We start from the raw sequence: 19,132 nt of genomic DNA on the forward strand, positions 1-19,132 counted from the left end.
TAAAAACATCCTTGGCCAAATCGGCCAAGGATGTTTTTTCAGCTTTTCATTTTCGGATCAAGCGCATCACGCAAACCATCACCCATCAAGTTAAAACCTAACACTGTCAACATGATCGCCAGTCCAGGAAATAACATCGTCCATGGTGCGGATTGCAAATAGGATTTTGAATCTGCCAGCATTTTCCCCCATTCCGGTTGAGGTGCCTGAGCTCCCAATCCCAAGAAGCCAAGGGCCGCCGCTTCAAGAATAGCCGTTGCCACCGCAAGCGTCCCTTGAACGATGACCGGAGCCATGGAATTAGGAAGAATATGCGAGAATAAAATTCGGGCATCCTTCATTCCAATTGCCTTTGCAGCTGTAATGTACTCATCTTCTTTAATGCTGAGCACTTTTGAACGGATTAGCCGCCCGAAATTCGGCACATTGATGATGGCGATGGCAATCAAGGCATTCTCCAGACCCGGTCCTAAAACCGATACAATGGCGATTGCCAACAGAATCGATGGAAATGCAAGCATAATATCAAAAATCCTTGATATGATGATGTCTGTCCATCTACCGTAATAACCGGCCACAATTCCTAAAAAGCTACCGACAATGACTGAGGCGATGACGGACAGAAACCCAACGGACAGCGATATTCGCGCACCGTGGATAATACGTGACAGGATATCCCTGCCGAAATCATCCGTTCCAAGCCAGTATTCAGAAGATGGCGGTTGAAGCCGGTCAGCTGCCAACTGTTCGTTGATCCCTTCTTTCGCAATCAAAGGGCCAAAAATGGCAAGTAGCACAAAAAAGAGGATGATGACCATTCCGACAACCGCCACCTTGCTCTTCCTAAAGCTCCGCCACGCGTCTTTCCACGGGCCTGTTGTTCTGTCGATTTCCGCTTCTACAATTCCGTCCATTTTAGGCGTAAGTTCAGACATGTCCCATTCCCCCTTCCTCAGTCATATTTAATCCTCGAATCGATCAGACCATAGAGCAAGTCGACGATTAGGTTAATCATGACGAAGATGAAGGCGACAACGAGTATCCCTGATTGGATAACGGGATAATCCCTGAAGTTAATAGCATCATATATATACCTTCCAATGCCTGGCCATGCAAAGATCGTTTCCGTCAAAATAGCGCCGCCCAGCAGCATTCCCATTTGCAGACCAATTATCGTCAATACTGGAATGACCGCGTTTTTGAAAGCATGTTTATAAACGACCCAAAACATTTTCTGCCCCTTCGCCCGAGCAGTTCTGATGTAATCGGAGCGCATCACTTCAAGCATGCTGGAGCGCGTCATCCGTGCAATAATCGCCATCGGTATCGTCGCAAGTGCAATACCCGGCAATATTAGATGGCGGATGACTTGCCATAATTGATCGAATCGGCCTTGGATGATCGTGTCGATGACATACAGATGCGTGATGGCGTTAACCGGATCTCTCACCTGTTCCCTCCCTGTCGTAGGCAGCCAACTAAATTCAATTGCAAATGCCCACTGTCCTAAAAGTCCTAACCAAAAAATCGGCATGGAGACGCCAACGAGTGCCAAAATCATCGCTATGTAGTCGAACCATGAATTTTGGAACCATGCTGAAACAATGCCCGCATTTACCCCTATAACAATCGCGATTAAAATTGCAAAAAAAGCGAGCTCCATCGTTGCGGCCAGATGTGGCCATATTTCATCAGCGACCGGAAGCCGCGTGCGCATCGACTCGCCGAGATCACCTTGTAATATCCCGCCCAAGTATTTAAAAAACTGGATATACCATGGTTGATCCAACCCTAATCTCGCATTCATCGCTGCGACCGCTTCAGCTGTCGCTTGCTGCCCCAAAATGATTTGGGCGGGATTCCCAGGTATCGCTCGAATCATCATGAAAACGATGAAGACCATGCCGAGTAATACGGGTATTAGCTGTAATAATCTTCTGCCGACGTAACTGAGCATACCTTCACCTCACCATCACGGTTTCTTCATTTGATAAATTGAAAGAGGGAGGAAATCTGACCCCTCCCCCTCTTTTTTTCATTGCTATGAGGAATATGGAATCATCATTTAAATTCAACGTTTGATAATAAGTCTGAGCCTGTTGGGTGTGGAACGAATCCACTCAAATCTTTAGCTGCTGCGAGAAGTGGTGTAGAGTGGGCAAGTGGTACCCATGGCGCCTCCTCATGGATGATTTCTTGCGCTTCCTTATACAGCTCAATACGCTTATCCTCATCTACTTCCGTCTGTGCTTCAATAAACAAATCATGCATTTTCGCATTTTTAAAGTACGTGTAGTTGTTGCTAGGAATATTATCTTCGTCCAAAAGTGCATAAAGGAAGTTATCAGCGTCACCGTTATCTCCGGTCCAACCTAGCATGAAAGCATCCGCTTCCCCTTTACTCGCCTTATCCAAATACGTTCCCCATTCATACGTTACAATTTTCGCTTTCACACCAATGTCCGCTAGATTACTTTGAATAACTTCTGCCACTTTTGCTCCATCTGGCATGTAAGGACGAGGAACAGGCATTGCCCAAAGTTCCATTTCGAATCCGTCCGGATAGCCGGCTTTCGCCAATAATTCCTTCGCTTTTTCCGGATTATAGTCATATTCTTCAATGTCATCGTTATATCCGGAAATAGACGGCGGCATCGGGTTTTTCGCGCTATCCGCCTGCCCTTCGAAGAATGAATTGATAATCGTTTCTTTATCAATTGCATGGTTCATTGCCTGACGAACTTCTTTCTTATCAAATGGTTCACGTGTAACTGTCAATCCAAGGTAGCCGACATTCATGGAAGGGCGTTTAATCAATTGCAGATCGCCATTCTCTTCGATTTTCCCTGCATCAGATGGATTAATGCCATCTGCAAGATCTATTTCCCCGGCAATCAATGCATTTAGCCTTGCAGAGTTATCCGGAATCGATCTGAAGACGACCTTGTTCAACTTCGGCAATCCTTCTTGCCAATAGTCATCGAATTTTTCAATCGTAATGGAATCATTTGTTTTCCAATCTACAAATTTAAAAGGACCTGTACCGACTGGATTTCTTTCGAATTGGTCGTCGCCCTGTTCAAAGGCGGTTGGACTTGCAATTGCGAACATACTCATCGCAATATTCTTCAAGAATGGTGCTTGCGGTCGTTTCAATTTGATGATGACAGTGTAGTCCCCATCAGCAGTGACGGAGTCAATGACATGACTTTCATCATCTTTAAAACCACCAAACATCGTGTCGTAGTAAGGGAACTTATCGGCATCGCCATTTGCCCAACGCTCAAAGTTCTTTACAACTGCGTCAGCATTGAAATCTGTTCCATCATGGAATTTGACGCCTTCTTCCAATTGAAAAGTGTATGTCAAGCCATCATCCGTGTTCCATTCCTTTGCGAGTCCGGCTTGGACTGTTGTATCTTCCTCGCCAAAGTTCAATAATGTCTCGAATAGATTGACGGTTACCTTGAAAGTTTCACCTTCTGTTACTCTTGACGGATCCAGTGAAGTGGAATCGCCTCCTCGGCCGAAGACCAGCGTATCTTTATCACTTCCACTTCCACTATTACCTCCACAGGCTGCGAGCACAGTTGACAGAACTAGCATTAGCAGCAGCGCAGCTGACCACATTCTCTTTTTATTCATAGAGACCCCTCCAATTGTTTTATATCATTGTCGACCTGGCTTTCGTAAAGATGACAGGCAACAGAATGACCGGTAGATTGTTCCGTAAGTTGCGGCGTAACCTTCGTGCAGATGTCCATCTTAAACGGGCAACGTGTATGGAATGTGCACCCGGTTGGCGGGTCTGCCGGATTGGGGATGTCTCCTTCTATGATGATCTGTTCCTTCTGAAAATCCGGGTCCGGCACGGGCACTGCCGATAATAGAGCTTGTGTGTATGGATGCAGCGGTTTTTCGTATAGCTGTTCACTGTCCGCAACTTCCACCATCTTCCCTAAATACATGACAGCAACCCGATCGCTAATATGCCGGACAACCCCGAGATCATGGGCGATGAAAATATACGTAAGGTTGAACTCCTTTTGAAGATCCTGCATCAAATTCAAAACTTGCGCCTGAATGGACACGTCCAATGCGGAAACTGGCTCATCCGCAATGATCAGTTTCGGATTTGTCATCAATGCGCGCGCAATGCCGATCCTCTGCCTTTGCCCTCCACTGAATTGGTGCGGATAGCGTTTCGCATGGTATGCATTCAAACCAACGATCTCTAAAAACTCGTTGACTTTCTTCTTCCTTTCCTTCGAATCTGAAATGCCGTGGACGATGAGCGGCTCCTCAAGGATCTTGCCGATCGTATGACGTGGATTCAATGATGCATAGGGATCTTGAAACACCATTTGGATATCGCGGCGTGTTTTTCTCATCTCTTCCAGACTTAATGAAGTAAGGGCTTTTCCATCAAACTCAATTTCCCCTTCTGTAGGTTCAAGTAAGCGCATAAGCACTCGCCCCGTCGTCGATTTACCACAGCCGCTTTCACCGACGATACCGAGCGTTTCCCCTTCATTCACAAAGAACGAAACGTCATCGACAGCTTTCACATGTCCGACCGTTTTCCCGAACATCCCTTTTCGAATTGGAAAATGTTTTTTCAGGTTTTTAACTTTCAATAAAGGCGTTGTGGACATCCGGCTTCACCCTTCCTTCGTCGTATAGGAAACAACGAGTTTGATGAACATCTGCTGTTTCATAAAGCTCGGGATTTTCCTTCCAGCACCGTTCAAACGCAAACTCACATCGTGCCGCGAACCTACAGCCGCTCGTTATGGAACCAGGCTTGGGCACATTCCCCGGAATGGAATAAAGTCGATCCTTCTTATAACGCATATCGGGTACGGACTGAATCAGACCTTTTGTATATGGATGCTGTGGATCCTCAAAAATGAGTTTCGTCGGTGCCTCTTCAATGATTTGCCCTGCGTACATCACAACGACCCGCTCACAAGATTCCGCAACAACTCCCAGATCATGGGTAATCAATAGTATGGCAGTCCCCAAACGGACGTTTAGGTCTTTCATCAATTTCAGTATTTGTGCTTGAATCGTCACGTCGAGCGCTGTTGTCGGTTCATCCGCTATCAATATTCTCGGATTGCAGACAAGCGCCATTGCAATCATGACCCTTTGCCGCATTCCCCCCGAAAGTTGGTGCGGATAGTCCTTCAATAGCGCATCGGCACGCGGCAAACCGACGAGCTTTAACATTTCGACAGCTCTTTCCTGCGCCTTCTTTTTCGACCAGTCTTTTTCATGAAGCAAGATTGCTTCGACCATCTGGTTGCCGATTGTAAATAGCGGATTCAGCGAAGTCATCGGCTCCTGAAAGATCATCGCAATGTCATTTCCGCGAATTTGCCTCATTTCTTTTTCTGATAACCTTGTTAAATCCTGATCGTTATATAAAATTTCTCCACCAACGATTTTTCCAGGCGGACTGGGCACTAGCCCCATGACAGATAGAGAAGTTACGCTTTTTCCACACCCTGATTCCCCAACGATCCCTAAAATTTCACCATCCCTAAGATGAAAGTTGATATGGTCGACAGCAGGAATTTCCCCGGAATCCGTAAAAAAGGTAGTCTGTAAGTCGTTAACCTCTAGAATTCGTTTCCGCTTATTCATCAGATCACCTTTTCATTTTTTTCTGAAACATCTAATTATACCCATTATACTTTCTATTGAATAAAAGGCAATATGCAATTTTAATAGATCAATGTTTTCGCGGGTTTCTCTAAGTAATGGAATAACAAAAAGCTACCGAAGTAGTTCGGTAGCTCCTTTTTGCGTCATATTGATTGAACTTGAAACAGGTTATAATAGATGCCTTTTTTCTCCATTAGTTCAACATGGTTACCGGCCTCTTTTAACTCTCCGTGGTCAATGACAAATATTTTATCCGCATGGGTGATTGTGGACAGCCTGTGGGCAACGATCAACGTTGTCCGGTCACTTGCCAATCGTTCGAGAGAATCTTGGATGAGGGCTTCACTTTCAAGATCCAATGCGGATGTCGCTTCATCAAGGATGAGCAATGGCGGATTTTTAAGAAATACCCGTGCAATGGCAATCCGCTGCTTCTGCCCTCCAGACAATTTCACTCCTCGTTCACCGACTGTTGTTTCATATCCTTCCGGTAACGATTCAATGAAGTCATGGGCATTCGCAGCTTTAGCCGCGGCAATCACTTCTTCATCTGTCGCATCCGGATTACCCATCAAAATATTACTTTTTACAGAATCGCTGAAGAGGATACTATCCTGCAATACAAGTCCGATTTGGTCTCGCAATGATTTCAATTGGACATTGCGCAAATCATTCCCGTCAATTTTGATTGAACCGGAAGTGACATCATAAAATCGGGGTATCAAACTGACGATTGTCGACTTTCCGCCGCCGCTCATTCCTACTAATGCGACAGTTTCTCCCGGCTTGACTGTGAAATTGACATCCCGCAGAACCGGATTATCGTCTTCCTCATAAGAAAAACGCACATTTTCAAATTCGATTTCTCCTTCGATCCGCGGCAATGATTTGGCGTCGCTTTTATCTTTTATATCATAAGGCTCTTCCATTAATTCAAAGACACGGTCCATCGAAGCGAATGATTGAGTCAAAGATGTAGATGCATTGACTAATCGTCGAAGTGGATTATAGAGACGGTCGATATAGGCGATGAACGCAACCATTACACCGACTGATAAATCACCGTTGATCACTTGATAACCCGCGTAGGCGATGACTAAGAGCGGAGCAACGTCGGTTATCGTATTGACGACAGCGAAGGCTTTCGCATTCCACCTCGTATGATCGAGCGCCTTATCCAGGAAATTGCCATTCGTTTCATCAAAACGTTCCTGTTCCTTCTCTTCAAGCGCAAAGCTTTTAATGACACTGATTCCGGAAACTCTTTCATGCAAATAACTTTGCACATCCGCAAGCGCTTGGGAACGTTTCCTCGTCAACGTCCTCAACTTTCCGAAGAAATGCTTTACACTGTAGGCGTAAAACGGGAATGCCAATAATGTCACGATCGTTAACGGCACGTCCATCGAGAGCATAATAATCGTCGCGATGATAATTGTCGCCAAATCAAGCCAGACATTCATCAGACCAATCGTTACGAAATTCTTCGTTTGCTCCACATCATTAATGACGCGGGAAATAACCTCACCTGCACGCGTATTGGAATAATAACGGAGCCCCAGTCTTTGAAGATGGGCATACAGATTTTCACGGATATCGTACAGAATTTTATTGCTGACATATTGTGCAAAGTATTGTCGATAATACTCGACAGGCGGTCGTATGATGAAAAATAATAACACCGTTCCGCCGAGCCATAGGAATAATTGCTTTGTCTTTTCTGCATCACTGAGCAATTCCGCACCAATAATATCGTCGATGACAATTTTAATAAGATATGGAATGAACAAAGGAATAGCGAATTTGACAATGCCGATTAGAATGGTTAAGAGAATTTGCCAATTATATGGTCTGACAAACTTTAAATACCGTTTAATGCTTTCTCCCATTTTGCTACTCCCTCCCATCTTAAAGTATTCAAATTATAAAAAGCCTAACTGCATGGAAGCAGACAGGCTTTCATTGATCATTTTTCTTAACCTGTTTATAGAACCGATACCTGGACGTCCAAACTTCTATGAAATCAGGTGCAAACGGTCCTTTGCGCTGTTTAATCCACATGAGCAGCTTATCAAGGTTCCGCTTTAATATTTGATCGATCACTTCCGGATAATTCATTTTCTTCTTATGCTCTGCATATTCATCCTCATCCAAGATCAAATAGCTCATGTCTGGAAATACTTTTACATCCAAGTCATAATCAATATATTTCAATGATTGGTTATCATACACGAATGGTGAACTCATATTCACGTAATAATAGACGCCATCTTCACGCAGCATGCAAATGATGTTAAACCAATGTTCTGCATGGAAATAACATATGGATGGCTCTCTCGTCAACCAGGTTCTTCCATCCGCCTCAGTCACGAGTGTTCTTTCGTTTGCCCCTATTACAATGTTACGCGTTCCTTTTAGGACGGTCGTTTCTTGCCAAACGCGATGAATATTACCGTCATGCTTGTAACTATGTACTTGTATCGTTTCTCCTTCTTTCGGTATTGTCATCGGAAAAAACCACCTTTAAATTTCGAAAACCTTAATATTCGTACATTATACCAATTGAGCATGTGAAATTAAAACATTTTACCTTAAAACATTCATTCATCTAAAAAAACCGGCAGCTAAAGCTGCCGGCCGGTGATGAATGTCCATTATTTAGACTGATTGTCGAAACTCCCTGCTCCACCAGAAGTGTTTGTTTTGTTCATTTCTGATTGCTGGTTTTGCTTACGAACTTCGTTCACATCTGTTTCGGATCCAAACTCTTCGGACATAATTTGCTTTTTCACTTTGTTTGGATCAGTGAACGAAGCTTGTGGGGTTTGTTGATTGAAGTTGTTTCGATTTTTGTTTGTCATGGATTTTTCACCTCCGTGACCAATATGATATGCAAATCGGTTCTTTTTATCCTTTGGTATTAATTTCAAATGTTTTTTTGATTTCTTCCCAAATTTTCACGACGGGAATTGCTTTCGGCAATGCCTCGACTTCGTCATTTGATAAAAATTTGAATCCTTCAGGTGCCTCTTTCACCGTTGTCGACAAATAGCTTTTCATATTCCATGTGAGATGGGAGAAGATATGTGTAAAGTCAAGAAGCGGCTTTATATTACTAATTTCCAGGCCATAGGCCGCTCGGAAAAGTTCTTCGGCCGATGCATCACCTGTGCTTTCGACCATCGGGAATTCCCACATATTCGCTAAAAGTCCTGTTGTCGGGCGTTGTCTCATAAGCCATTTTCCGTCAGGATTCCGAATTGCGAAGGAGACTTGCGGGATTGTCTTCATTCTCACCTTTTTGGATTTGACGGGCAATTCTCCCTGCTTCCCTTCATGGAAAGCGATGCAAAAATCCCGTACTGGGCAAAGAAGGCATCTTGGATTCGGCGTACATATCGTTGCACCAAGTTCCATCAATCCTTGGTTGAATGAAGAAGGATCTTCCTCATCAATCAATTCCATGACGACGTCTTCAAATATTTTACGCGTACGCGGAATGGCGATGTCCTCTTCTATCAATAAAAGGCGCGATAGCACTCTCATGACATTTCCGTCTACAGCATGTTCGGGTACTCCGAAAGCTATGCTTAGCACGGCGCCGGCCGTATACGGTCCAACACCTTTTAACCGGGAGATGTCTTTTCGATTTCCCGGAATTTGACCGTCGTATTCTGCAACTACTTCCTTGACTCCGGCTTGCAGATTTCGTCCGCGTGAGTAATACCCTAGCCCTTCCCACATTTTCAACACGTCTTCTTCCTTTGCTTCAGCTAAGTCAGCAAGCGTTGGAAATTTTTCGATGAACCGTTCATAGTAAGGGATGACGGTATCTACCCGTGTTTGTTGGAGCATTACTTCGGATACCCAGATGTAATAGGGGTTGTTTGTCCTTCTCCACGGAAGGTCTCTCTTTTCTGTTAAATACCATGTAATTAATGCTTTCCTGAAATTTTCTTTCTGTTCAAACAGTTGCATGAGTACCTCCGTTTTGCATATGCTTTTCGTTAATGAAAAATAGGGTATATACTATATGAAACGAACTCAATAAATAGTTGCTTTCCGTTCCAGGCGGACGCTTTCCACTTCAAGCAACAAGTTAATCAAACACTAATTAGTTCGTTTAATAGAGATCGTACATTCCAATGACTTGTTTATTTGTCAACTAGAGGGAGTGATTTTTTTGGATACCGGAACACATATAGTCATGGGAGCTGCCGTATGCGGGCTGACATTGGCGGATCCCGTTGTTGCATCAGACTCCGTCACGATGACAGCGGTATTTATCGGGGTTGTGTCCGGCTCGTTGATTCCTGATATTGATACTGTACTTAAATTGAGGAATAACGCGGTATATATACGAAACCATCGCGGGATCACCCATTCGATACCTGCTATATTGCTTTGGCCGCTTGTCATTTCGATATTGCTGTCGTTCATCTTTCCCGAATCTGCGTTCTTTCACCTTTGGGCATGGACATTTTTAGCTGTGTTCCTCCATGTATTTGTTGATATTTTCAACTCTTACGGGACACAAGCGTTAAGGCCTTTTTCCAATCAATGGGTAGCCATTGGAGTTATTAACACATTCGACCCGATCATATTTGCATTGCATGTTTTAGCAATTGCCGCTTGGATGTTCGGGGCTGAACCGGTTTTTACTTTTGTCGTTTTGTATATAGTAGTTTTCTTATACTATTTGCTGCGATTTGCTGTAAAAGCCGCCGTGAAACACGCGGTCCGTGTAACAATTCCAGACGCCGAAGATATTTTCATCGCGCCGACTATGCATTTTTTCCAATGGAGAGTTGCCGCTTCCAATGAGAAGTGCCACTATGTCGGACGAGCGTACGGCCGTTCCGTCAATATATACGATCGATTTGAAAGGGAGACAATGCCTGAATCGCCTTATATCGATGCGGCAATGGAAGACCCAAATATCCAGGCGTTCGTATCGTTTTCTCCTATTTACAGATGGTCGGTTTCGTATGTAGGAGATTTGTATGAAGTCAGGCTTATCGATTTACGCTACCGAAGCAAAGGTTATTATCCGTTCGTTGCAGTTGCCCATGTCAATCAGGAGATGGAAGTCATCAATTCGTATACGGGTTGGATTTTTTCAGAGGACAAACTTCGTAAAAAATTAAACTTTATCCCTAATTCTTAAATACAAAAGCGTAGGGCGCCTGCTCAGGAGCGACAGGCATAAGGCGAAGATACGGAGTGGCGCTCTTAGCCACGTAGTAGATTTGACTTATGACCCGAGCTCCTGGCGCCCGAAGCTGGACGATACAATAGCTTGCCGGTCATCCAATTGGAGACCGACAAGCTATTTTTAATCACTTTCCTTTTTTCACTGTTTCTAACATTGCAATCGGCAATGCCTCTTCAGCACGCTCCCCGCCCAAGCGGTAGCCCCATGCAAAACGGCCCTTCAAGTAGTCAACTTTGAAAAAGACTCCCTCGTCTCCTTCAATTCGGTAAATCTCACCTGGAATGATTGTTGCAGGGTCAATCATATACGATTTTGCCATAAGCGCTTTGCGTTGATAGACAGCGAACTCATTGATCATGCCCATTTGTTCAGCTTTTCGCGCTTTTTCCATGAGACTTCCGATTTCAGTTCGCAGTTCATATTCGCTCATTTCACTGTACTTCTTATCATTCGTCATCTTCTTCGTTCTCCTTTTTTTCAATGAACCGCTCAATTCGATCAAGCGGAATCCCTTTTTGGTACATTGATTGTTTAACACGGTTCCTTAATTCATAGCCCGAATGTTTGGACTTGTACCGACGCCACGCTTTCTCTCCGACTGAACTGCTTATGGATGCCCATTCGTCCTCTTCTCTGCCAAAGTCGATTTCCTCTAGAACACTGCTGATTAAGCTAAAGGAAAATCCTTTCCTTGCGAGCGCATTTTGGATTTTCTGCTTCAATTGTGCCGGAGCAACAGAACGGTTGGAAAGTGCTGCCTTTTCTGCTAGTCTTTTAGCGACTGCAAATTGTTCTTCTTCAGAGTATTCTTCAAGCACTTGTTCCTGCATCTCCTTCCCGATCCCTTTTTTCTGCAATTCCTGCTGGATCGCTTTCGGCCCTTTGCTGGAAGCATTTTTTTGAGTTCTCAGCAATGCTTCGGAAAACGATTGGTCGTCAAGAAACCCAAGTCTTCTCAATTTAACAATCGCTTCCAAAACAATCGCTTCACCATATTCCAGATCCATCAGCTTTTTCTTCACTTCGAATTCGCTTCGCATCCTGAATGATAAAAAGTGAAGTGCGCGATTGAATGCCTTTTCGACCTGGTCTTCGTATTCGATTTCACTCTTCGACCATTCGTCTAATTGCATTCCTTTCGTTAGACCGAATTTCACCAATACCGATTCATGCACACTAAATGCGTATATTTCATCTATGAAAATATTATATCGTTCATGATCACGTTTTTGCTGTGTGATTTTCGTTATAACTGCCAATCACGTTCAACCTCCCCGTCATAGATAAGTATACATGTTCTGTTCGTTCAGGTCAGCTGAATCGGTCAAATGATCATTCGCGAGTATACTTTCTATCTCTGCGCACATGCTACGAAAAAAGGAGATGTGCATTCTATGGTTGAAGAACATGGGCCAGGTATTCTTATGGCTGCATTCGTCATCGTTGTCGGTATACTATTCAATCCATTCGCAGTAAAAGCGGAGGAATTCCATTGGGGATTTAAAAAAGCGGTGAACGGTGTTCCTCCAAACGCAGGGGCCGCCCTCGAATCAATGCTAGAGAAGCATGGTGCCATCTATAAGGGAAAGCCAGATGAAAAGATCGCTTATTTGACGTTCGATAATGGATACGAGAATGGCTACACGGAAAATATATTGGATACATTGAAAAAAGAAGAAGTATCCGCAACATTCTTTCTTACCGGCCACTATTTGAAAAGTGCAGCCCCACTTGCCCAGCGTATGGTTAAAGAGGGACATGGCATTGGTAATCATTCTTATGATCATCCGAATATGGCAAACCTTTCAGAAGAAAGGATGGAAGAAGAGTGGAAGAAATTTGACGAGCTTCTTTATAAGACAACGGGTGTAGAGCGCACCATCTACGCAAGGCCCCCGGAAGGGATTTTCAATGATGCTTTATTAAGCAAAGGAAATGAGTTAGGGTATCGCCATGTTTTCTGGTCCGTCGCCTTTATTGATTGGCATGCCAACAAGCCGCGCGGACGGGATTATGCATATAACGAACTGATGAATCAGCTTCACCCTGGCGCTCTCATCCTTATGCATACGGTATCCCCCGATAATGCCGAAGCACTCCCCGACTTCATTCGCGATGCAAAGAAAGCGGGCTATGAATTCCGTACACTCGATGATCTCGTATTGGAATATGAAAATGTCAACTCCATACTTAGATGACACCTGAAGCATCCTTTATGATGGGATGCTTCTTTTAGTCTTTCCAACTAATGAAATGAGGAATAGCACTCCGAATAGAATTGAAATAATCAGCAGATAGCTGACATTTTCCACGTACTCCAAAAACAACCCGCCCGCAAAAGGACCGGTCAAGCTGCCGAGGCTAAAGAAAATTCCGCACAGAAGGTTTCCTGTCGGCAATAGATCCTTTGGAGCTAAATCCGACATATAGGAGATGCCCAAGGAAAAGATCGAACCGACAAACAGGCCAGCAATGAAAATCGTCAATAAGATCAATGGAACTGAATTCCCCATTTGACTTGCTGCCCAAAATGCCACGGCCCCGCCTCCATAAGCAATGAGGACAACAGAATGCCTCCCGATTTTATCTGATAAGATCCCAAGCGGAATTTGTGAACTGATGCCACCTATCGAAAACGTTGCAAGAATAAATGAAATTGAAGTAAGCTCCAACCCATTTCGTAAAGCGTAAACCGGATACATTGCGTTTAAAGAGGATTCCAGGAAACCGTATCCAAACGGTCCTAAAAATGCAATCCATGCAATTGCAATTGTAACTTTAGACCTTTTCCAAAAGCTTCCACTGACCTCTTTTCCCTTCAAAACTTCCGGATGATCGTTTTTCAACGTAAATACAAGAAGCCATGCCATCATGCAAAGCAATCCGGATACGATGAAAGGCAACCCTTCAAAAATGTTCACAAGTGGGGCGAATAAAGGCCCCGCCGCAAATCCAAAACTGAAAGACACACCATATATCGCGATATTTCTACCTAATCGGTGTTGAGGTGAAGTACTCGTAATCCAAGTTTGCGTCGAAAAATGAAGCGCATGGTCCCCAATACCGATCAACAGCCTTAATATGAACCAAAAGATCACATTCTTCCATAACGGAAACAGAAGTAAAGATGAAAAAACAATGATTCCCCCTAGGACGATGACAGGCTTATATCCATATTTGCGAAGCGGCGCTTCCATGAATGGAGAGATTAGCAGTGTACCTATGTAAAGTCCTGTAGCATTCAGCCCGTTCAAAGCACTTGAAAGCCCGTCGCGTTCAAAAATGGCCGAGATTAGCGGTAATAACATACCTTGGGAAAATCCTGAAATCGAAACGATGATAACGAGGATCCAAAATCGTCGTTGTTCAGGCTTGGAAATGATACTCATAAGCAATCCGCTCCTTATTTCTGATAAATCATTTATAATAGTAGCATAAGGAGGATTGATTTTAATGAAGTTCGAAATGACTGAAAATGGATTTGAAACGGAAACATCATTTGGAACTCTTCAAATTTCTGCGAACGATGAATTTGGATTCAGACCGTACCAATTGCTCGTCTCTTCTATTGCAGTATGCAGCGGCGGCGTAATGCGCAAGATCCTTGAAAGAAAGCGGATGCCGGCTGATCATATTGCAATCGAAGTGAAAGAAGTTGTCCGTAATGAAGAAATTGCAAACCGCGTTGAAAAGATCCATTTGCATTTCATAATTGATGGAAAAATGATTGAGGATGAAAAGATGGCCAAAATCATCGAAGTGACGGAAAAAAACTGTTCAATGTTTCAATCAGTAAAAGATTCCATTCAAGTGGTCAGCACATACGAATTTAGTCAGTAACCCCATAATAAAAGCCCAGTCCATATCTGATTCAGATAATGACTGGGCTTTTACGTATGAATTGAATCTTCACTTTCATTTTGCATATAATTCGTAGGCGTCAAACGGCTGGCCGTCAAACGTTCACGGATCCCCTCCTTTTCATAAGGACTCGATTCGTCTCTACTCTACGGCCTCCTTTTCTAATGATTAATAGAAGTATACCATGTTATTCGCCTATTGTAAACATTTTGTTAATGGTAATTTTCAATTTATTATAAACAGCTTGTGCTACATTGAAAAATCCTCATCTTTCATATACGATTAGAGGGACGAAAAGAGGTGTGCTTCTTGGATAAACGGCAAAATGGACAAGTTGATGAATTGAAAAATCGCCTGCATCAGTTTCTAGAAAAACTCGAATCAATCGAGCCTGAAACAACCGATCTCAATGAAATTGATCAGCTCATCAGTCTCATCGATGAATTGGAAGAACAGATGAATCAAATAAAAAAAGATCAATGATTCCTTAGGGGGAAATAAGAATGTACATAGAACAACTTGAGAAAAGTATGTATGACCTCATTTGCGAAACATCGACCAATCTGCCGAAAGATGTACGGCGTGCTGTTAAAGCCGCACGTGAAAAGGAAGATGCCGGTACACGGTCTGCATTGAGTCTAGATACCATTGCAAAGAACATCAATATGGCTGATGATAAAATCTCGCCAATTTGCCAGGATACTGGGCTACCGACGTTTAAAATAAAAACGCCTATCGGAGTCAACCAACTTGAAATTAAAGCCGCTATTAAACGCGCTCTTGTTCAAGCTACAAAAGATGGAAAGCTGCGGCCAAACTCCGTTGATTCATTAACGGGTGAAAACAGTGGAGACAATCTTGGCGAAGGTCTTCCTGTTATGAAATTCGAGCAATGGGAAAACGACCATATCGAAGTTCGGCTTATTCTAAAAGGCGGCGGCTGTGAGAATAAAAACATCCAATATAGCCTACCGACAGAATTAGAAGGCCTAGGACGCGCGGGTCGCGACTTAGACGGCATCCGTAAATGTATTCTCCATTCTGTCTACCAAGCGCAAGGGCAAGGCTGCTCTGCAGGTTTCATCGGCGTCGGTATCGGCGGCGACCGCGCTTCCGGCTATGACTTAGCAAAAGAACAGCTATTCCGAGAAGTCGGGGACGTAAATCCTCATCCTCAGCTTGCTGAACTGGAATCCTATATTTTAGAATCTGCAAATAAGCTCGGCATCGGGACGATGGGCTTTGGCGGTGAGGCAACGTTGCTAGGTTGCAAAATCGGCGTCATGAACAGAATTCCAGCAAGCTTTTTTGTTTCTGTCGCATATAATTGCTGGGCGTATCGTCGTATGGCAGTCAATATCGATGCAACCACAGGCAGTGTGACAAGCTGGCATTATGATGAAGGTGAAAAACTTTCATTCTTCGATCAAGGAGATCAACAGGAAGAAGCAAAACAGGCTTCCCGTACTGTAGAATTGACAGCTCCGATATCAGAAGAACAAATTCGTGATTTGAAAGTTGGAGACGTCGTGAAGATCAGCGGCCGCATGTATACAGGTCGTGATGCAATTCATAAGCATCTATCCGAAAATGACTCCCCTGTCGATTTAAATGGACAAATTATTTACCATTGCGGTCCAGTCGTTTTGAAAAACGAGGATGGCGGCTACGAAATTAAAGCGGCCGGACCAACTACCTCCATTCGCGAGGAGCCTTATCAAGGCGATATTATGAAGAAGTTCGGTATCCGCGCAGTCATCGGAAAAGGCGGAATGGGTCCGAAAACACTTGCTGCTTTAGAAGAGCACGGCGGCGTCTATTTAAATGCAATCGGTGGAGCTGCGCAATACTATGCGGATTGCATTAAAGCGGTCGAAGGCGTTGACCTCCTACAATTCGGCATTCCTGAAGCGATGTGGCATCTGCGCGTAGAAGATTTTACTGCCGTCGTAACAATGGATTCACACGGAAACAGCCTTCATGCAGATGTCGATAAGTCATCACTTGAAAAACTATCTCAGTTCAAAGAAAAGGTTTTTAGCTGAAACATAAATAGCCATATAAAACAAACTAAAGAAACGAACAGTTGCTTTCCGTTCCAGGCGGACGCTTTCCGCGGGCATGGCTTCAGCCTCCTCACTTCGCTTCGCTGCGTTGCGGGGTCTTCAGCTCATGCTATTCCCGCTGGAGTCGCCGCCTTCCACTTCAAGCAACAGAAAATGCCAGTCACAATTCATTAGTTCGCTCTATATAGCAAAATAAGTAGAGGGTGGGATTTTTAAAATTCCTCCTCTACTTTTTTGCTTTCAAGTGTCAATTCTTCGCTTCACATGATATACTACTAATTAGAATGATTATAATATCAAAATGATTATCGTTATCAATTGAAACTTTTATCAGAACTGACTTTCTTACATAAACCAGTTGAATGATGATGATATTCATTCTCAATTAGGAGGTACTTAAATGACAATACAAACGAAAGAAGACTATCATGAACCATCAAAATGGACGGCGCATTTGGAACTGATAGCGGCAGTTCTAGCGGGAATATTAATATTGACCGCCTGGCTGCTTGGCAAAGATGGGTCGCAATCGATTTCGATCACACTATATATCGTCGCCTTTTTAATCGGAGGTTTTGCGAAAGCAAAAGAAGGAATCGAGGAAACAATCGCCGATCGGCAGCTTAATGTAGAAATGCTTATGGTTTTCGCGGCAATTGGTTCAGCGGTGATCGGCTATTGGGCTGAAGGTGCCATCCTTATATTCATTTTTGCAATTAGCGGTGCTCTGGAAACGTACACATTGAATAAAAGCCATAAGGAAATATCAGCTCTTATGGAATTGCAGCCCGAGGAGGCATGGCTCATACAAGATGATGGTTCGACTGTAAGTGTAGCCACCTCTTCCCTTTCCGTAGGATCCAAAATCCTTGTTAAACCCGGAGAGCGAGTACCCGTTGACGGGATCATTTTGCAAGGCACAACCTCCATCGATATGTCAGCCATCAATGGTGAATCCGTCCCTGTCACAAAAGGCATGGAAGACGAATTATTTGCAGGGACTGTCAATATTAGTGGTGCTATCCAAATGGAAATGACGAAGCCAAGTTCAGAGACTTTATTCCAAAAAATTATCACGCTCGTCCAAAATGCCCAAAGTGAAAAATCACCATCCCAGCAGTTCATTGAAAAATTTGAAGGTACTTATGTAAAACTTGTCATTTTCACCGTGCTCGTCATGATGTTTTTACCCCATTTCCTGTTCGGTTGGGATTGGACGACAACGTTCTATCGTGCGATTGTTCTGCTAGTCGTTGCCTCCCCTTGCGCACTTGTCGCTTCTATCATGCCTGCCACTTTGGCAGCAGTCTCGAATGGTGCAAAACGGGGAATTCTCTTTAAAGGTGGCGTCCATCTTGAACACCTTGGGGCTTTGAAGGCCATAGCGTTTGATAAAACCGGCACATTGACAACAGGAAAGCCGGTCGTTACAGATTTCATCGTCCGTGAAGATGCTGCAACCTCAGAAACTCTTGCGTTGCTGGCAAGTATCGAGGCGCAATCAAACCACCCGCTTGCCCTCGCGATTGTAAATTATGCAAGTGAGCAAGGGATAACCAAGCGGGTAAATCCCGAAATTGAAGACGTACCAGGTTACGGAATTCGAGCTATGTTGGATTCAGAAGAAATTCTAGTCGGCAACCCAAGATTTGTCGGGAGAGAAGTAAGCGAGGAGTTTCACGATTATTTACTCCAACAACTTTCTGATGAAGGTAAAACAGTCGTATTCATGAAGGATGCAAAAGGAATACTCGCAGTAATCGCCTTAAAAGATACGTTGCGTCCAGAGGCAGTTCAGGCAATTAAGGATCTTAAGCAACTAGGGATTCAATCCATCATGCTGACGGGTGATAATGAAAAGACGGCCAAGACAATCGCAAAAGAAGCTGGACTTGATCGATATGTGGCTGAATGTCTCCCCGAAAAGAAAGTCGTGGAGTTAAAAGGGCTTTTGAGCGAATATGGAGAAGTCGGCATGGTTGGAGACGGCATTAATGACGCTCCTGCACTAGCTACTGCTACATCCGGAATCGCGATGGGAGAAGGAACCGACGTCGCATTGGAAACGGCCGACGTCGTTCTTATGCAAAATGATCTTACTCGCATTTCTTACGCAATTAAAGTTTCAAAGAAGATGCAGCGTATCGTTAAGCAAAACGTCTTTTTCTCAGTTGCAGTCATCGCTGTTCTTATTATCTCCAACTTTATGCAAGTCGTTGATTTACCTTTAGGCGTCATCGGGCATGAAGGCAGCACAATTCTTGTCATATTAAATGGCTTACGCCTTTTGAATCGCGTTCAATCGAGTAGGAGGGAGTAA

Annotated in this window: 18 protein-coding genes; 6 read left to right on the plus strand and 12 right to left on the minus strand. The window is 43.8% G+C overall.

What is annotated here, in order from left to right; translation table 11 throughout:
* Positions 1 to 38: 38 nt before the first annotated feature.
* The 9 genes from nikC to mutY all read right to left on the minus strand — a co-directional run bounded on the left by nikC (position 39) and on the right by mutY (position 9,648).
* On the minus strand, positions 39 to 935 hold the full coding sequence (nikC, locus tag SLU01_RS17170; RefSeq protein WP_147060633.1) for a nickel transporter permease: 897 nt from the start codon (positions 933 to 935) through the stop codon (positions 39 to 41).
* Positions 936 to 952: 17 nt separating this feature from the next.
* On the minus strand, positions 953 to 1,957 hold the full coding sequence (locus tag SLU01_RS17175; RefSeq protein ID WP_147060635.1) for an ABC transporter permease: 1,005 nt from the start codon (positions 1,955 to 1,957) through the stop codon (positions 953 to 955).
* 104 nt (positions 1,958 to 2,061) lie between these two features.
* Positions 2,062 to 3,645: an ABC transporter substrate-binding protein gene (locus SLU01_RS17180; protein WP_147060637.1), complete on the minus strand. Its 1,584-nt coding sequence runs from the start codon at positions 3,643 to 3,645 to the stop codon at positions 2,062 to 2,064.
* On the minus strand, positions 3,642 to 4,655 hold the full coding sequence (locus SLU01_RS17185; RefSeq protein WP_147060639.1) for an ABC transporter ATP-binding protein: 1,014 nt from the start codon (positions 4,653 to 4,655) through the stop codon (positions 3,642 to 3,644). Before SLU01_RS17185 ends, SLU01_RS17180 begins: the two co-directional genes overlap by 4 nt.
* The gene (locus SLU01_RS17190; protein WP_147060641.1) at positions 4,627 to 5,649 is read right to left on the minus strand and encodes an ABC transporter ATP-binding protein; all 1,023 of its coding nucleotides are present in this window, start codon (positions 5,647 to 5,649) and stop codon (positions 4,627 to 4,629) included. The genes SLU01_RS17185 and SLU01_RS17190 overlap by 29 nt, the downstream gene beginning before the upstream one ends.
* Before the next feature lie 164 nt (positions 5,650 to 5,813).
* Positions 5,814 to 7,559 (minus strand): ABC transporter ATP-binding protein, encoded by a 1,746-nt coding sequence (locus tag SLU01_RS17195; protein ID WP_147060643.1) that lies wholly within the window; start codon positions 7,557 to 7,559, stop codon positions 5,814 to 5,816.
* Positions 7,560 to 7,629: 70 nt separating this feature from the next.
* Positions 7,630 to 8,178, minus strand: a complete 549-nt coding sequence (gene ntdP, locus SLU01_RS17200) for a nucleoside tri-diphosphate phosphatase (protein WP_147060645.1) — start codon at positions 8,176 to 8,178, stop codon at positions 7,630 to 7,632.
* 146 nt (positions 8,179 to 8,324) lie between these two features.
* Entirely contained in the window at positions 8,325 to 8,531 is a 207-nt protein-coding gene (locus tag SLU01_RS17205) for a gamma-type small acid-soluble spore protein (protein WP_147060647.1), read from the minus strand.
* Positions 8,532 to 8,577: 46 nt separating this feature from the next.
* Complete coding sequence (gene mutY, locus SLU01_RS17210) at positions 8,578 to 9,648, minus strand: A/G-specific adenine glycosylase (RefSeq protein ID WP_147060649.1); 1,071 nt, start codon at positions 9,646 to 9,648, stop codon at positions 8,578 to 8,580.
* A 205-nt stretch (positions 9,649 to 9,853) separates the two neighbouring features.
* Between mutY and SLU01_RS17215 the strand changes: the two genes are divergently transcribed.
* Positions 9,854 to 10,837, plus strand: a complete 984-nt coding sequence (locus tag SLU01_RS17215; protein ID WP_147060651.1) for a metal-dependent hydrolase — start codon at positions 9,854 to 9,856, stop codon at positions 10,835 to 10,837.
* A gap of 172 nt (positions 10,838 to 11,009) precedes the next feature.
* On the opposite strand, the gene SLU01_RS17220 is transcribed toward SLU01_RS17215, so the two are convergent.
* Positions 11,010 to 11,342 carry a YfhH family protein gene (locus SLU01_RS17220; RefSeq protein WP_147060653.1) on the minus strand — a complete coding sequence of 111 codons (333 nt, stop codon included), beginning with the start codon at positions 11,340 to 11,342 and terminating at the stop codon, positions 11,010 to 11,012.
* The gene (gene recX, locus SLU01_RS17225; protein ID WP_147060655.1) at positions 11,332 to 12,144 is read right to left on the minus strand and encodes a recombination regulator RecX; all 813 of its coding nucleotides are present in this window, start codon (positions 12,142 to 12,144) and stop codon (positions 11,332 to 11,334) included. The genes SLU01_RS17220 and recX overlap by 11 nt, the downstream gene beginning before the upstream one ends.
* Positions 12,145 to 12,279: 135 nt before the next feature.
* On the opposite strand from recX, the gene SLU01_RS17230 reads away from it, so the two are divergent.
* Positions 12,280 to 13,083 (plus strand): polysaccharide deacetylase family protein, encoded by an 804-nt coding sequence (locus SLU01_RS17230; RefSeq protein ID WP_147060657.1) that lies wholly within the window; start codon positions 12,280 to 12,282, stop codon positions 13,081 to 13,083.
* Positions 13,084 to 13,098: 15 nt separating this feature from the next.
* Here the strand turns inward: SLU01_RS17230 and SLU01_RS17235 are convergent, their stop codons facing one another.
* On the minus strand, positions 13,099 to 14,274 hold the full coding sequence (locus tag SLU01_RS17235) for an MFS transporter (RefSeq protein WP_147060659.1): 1,176 nt from the start codon (positions 14,272 to 14,274) through the stop codon (positions 13,099 to 13,101).
* Positions 14,275 to 14,338: 64 nt separating this feature from the next.
* Between SLU01_RS17235 and SLU01_RS17240 the strand changes: the two genes are divergently transcribed.
* From SLU01_RS17240 to SLU01_RS17255, 4 genes are all read left to right on the plus strand, one after another.
* Positions 14,339 to 14,725 carry an OsmC family protein gene (locus SLU01_RS17240; RefSeq protein ID WP_147060662.1) on the plus strand — a complete coding sequence of 129 codons (387 nt, stop codon included), beginning with the start codon at positions 14,339 to 14,341 and terminating at the stop codon, positions 14,723 to 14,725.
* 330 nt (positions 14,726 to 15,055) lie between these two features.
* Positions 15,056 to 15,229 (plus strand): SE1561 family protein, encoded by a 174-nt coding sequence (locus tag SLU01_RS17245; protein WP_246111034.1) that lies wholly within the window; start codon positions 15,056 to 15,058, stop codon positions 15,227 to 15,229.
* Positions 15,230 to 15,249: 20 nt separating this feature from the next.
* On the plus strand, positions 15,250 to 16,791 hold the full coding sequence (locus SLU01_RS17250) for a fumarate hydratase (RefSeq protein ID WP_281288411.1): 1,542 nt from the start codon (positions 15,250 to 15,252) through the stop codon (positions 16,789 to 16,791).
* Positions 16,792 to 17,212: 421 nt separating this feature from the next.
* Complete coding sequence (locus SLU01_RS17255) at positions 17,213 to 19,132, plus strand: heavy metal translocating P-type ATPase (protein WP_147060666.1); 1,920 nt, start codon at positions 17,213 to 17,215, stop codon at positions 19,130 to 19,132.

The sequence above is a fragment of the Sporosarcina luteola genome (genome assembly GCF_007991495.1).
Lineage (GTDB): Bacteria > Bacillota > Bacilli > Bacillales_A > Planococcaceae > Sporosarcina > Sporosarcina luteola.

What these genes read in the sequence shown, in the direction of transcription:
- nikC (WP_147060633.1), bottom strand. Translation starts at nt 935, where the DNA reads ATGTCTGAACTTACGCCTAAAATGGACGGAATTGTAGAAGCGGAAATC.
- SLU01_RS17185 (WP_147060639.1), bottom strand. Translation starts at nt 4,655, where the DNA reads ATGTCCACAACGCCTTTATTGAAAGTTAAAAACCTGAAAAAACATTTT.
- SLU01_RS17180 (WP_147060637.1), bottom strand. Translation starts at nt 3,645, where the DNA reads ATGAATAAAAAGAGAATGTGGTCAGCTGCGCTGCTGCTAATGCTAGTT.
- SLU01_RS17205 (WP_147060647.1), bottom strand. Translation starts at nt 8,531, where the DNA reads ATGACAAACAAAAATCGAAACAACTTCAATCAACAAACCCCACAAGCT.
- SLU01_RS17230 (WP_147060657.1), top strand. Translation starts at nt 12,280, where the DNA reads ATGGTTGAAGAACATGGGCCAGGTATTCTTATGGCTGCATTCGTCATC.
- SLU01_RS17240 (WP_147060662.1), top strand. Translation starts at nt 14,339, where the DNA reads ATGAAGTTCGAAATGACTGAAAATGGATTTGAAACGGAAACATCATTT.
- ntdP (WP_147060645.1), bottom strand. Translation starts at nt 8,178, where the DNA reads ATGACAATACCGAAAGAAGGAGAAACGATACAAGTACATAGTTACAAG.
- SLU01_RS17195 (WP_147060643.1), bottom strand. Translation starts at nt 7,559, where the DNA reads ATGGGAGAAAGCATTAAACGGTATTTAAAGTTTGTCAGACCATATAAT.
- SLU01_RS17190 (WP_147060641.1), bottom strand. Translation starts at nt 5,649, where the DNA reads ATGAATAAGCGGAAACGAATTCTAGAGGTTAACGACTTACAGACTACC.
- SLU01_RS17255 (WP_147060666.1), top strand. Translation starts at nt 17,213, where the DNA reads ATGACAATACAAACGAAAGAAGACTATCATGAACCATCAAAATGGACG.
- mutY (WP_147060649.1), bottom strand. Translation starts at nt 9,648, where the DNA reads ATGCAACTGTTTGAACAGAAAGAAAATTTCAGGAAAGCATTAATTACA.
- SLU01_RS17250 (WP_281288411.1), top strand. Translation starts at nt 15,250, where the DNA reads ATGTACATAGAACAACTTGAGAAAAGTATGTATGACCTCATTTGCGAA.
- SLU01_RS17175 (WP_147060635.1), bottom strand. Translation starts at nt 1,957, where the DNA reads ATGCTCAGTTACGTCGGCAGAAGATTATTACAGCTAATACCCGTATTA.
- SLU01_RS17235 (WP_147060659.1), bottom strand. Translation starts at nt 14,274, where the DNA reads ATGAGTATCATTTCCAAGCCTGAACAACGACGATTTTGGATCCTCGTT.
- SLU01_RS17220 (WP_147060653.1), bottom strand. Translation starts at nt 11,342, where the DNA reads ATGACGAATGATAAGAAGTACAGTGAAATGAGCGAATATGAACTGCGA.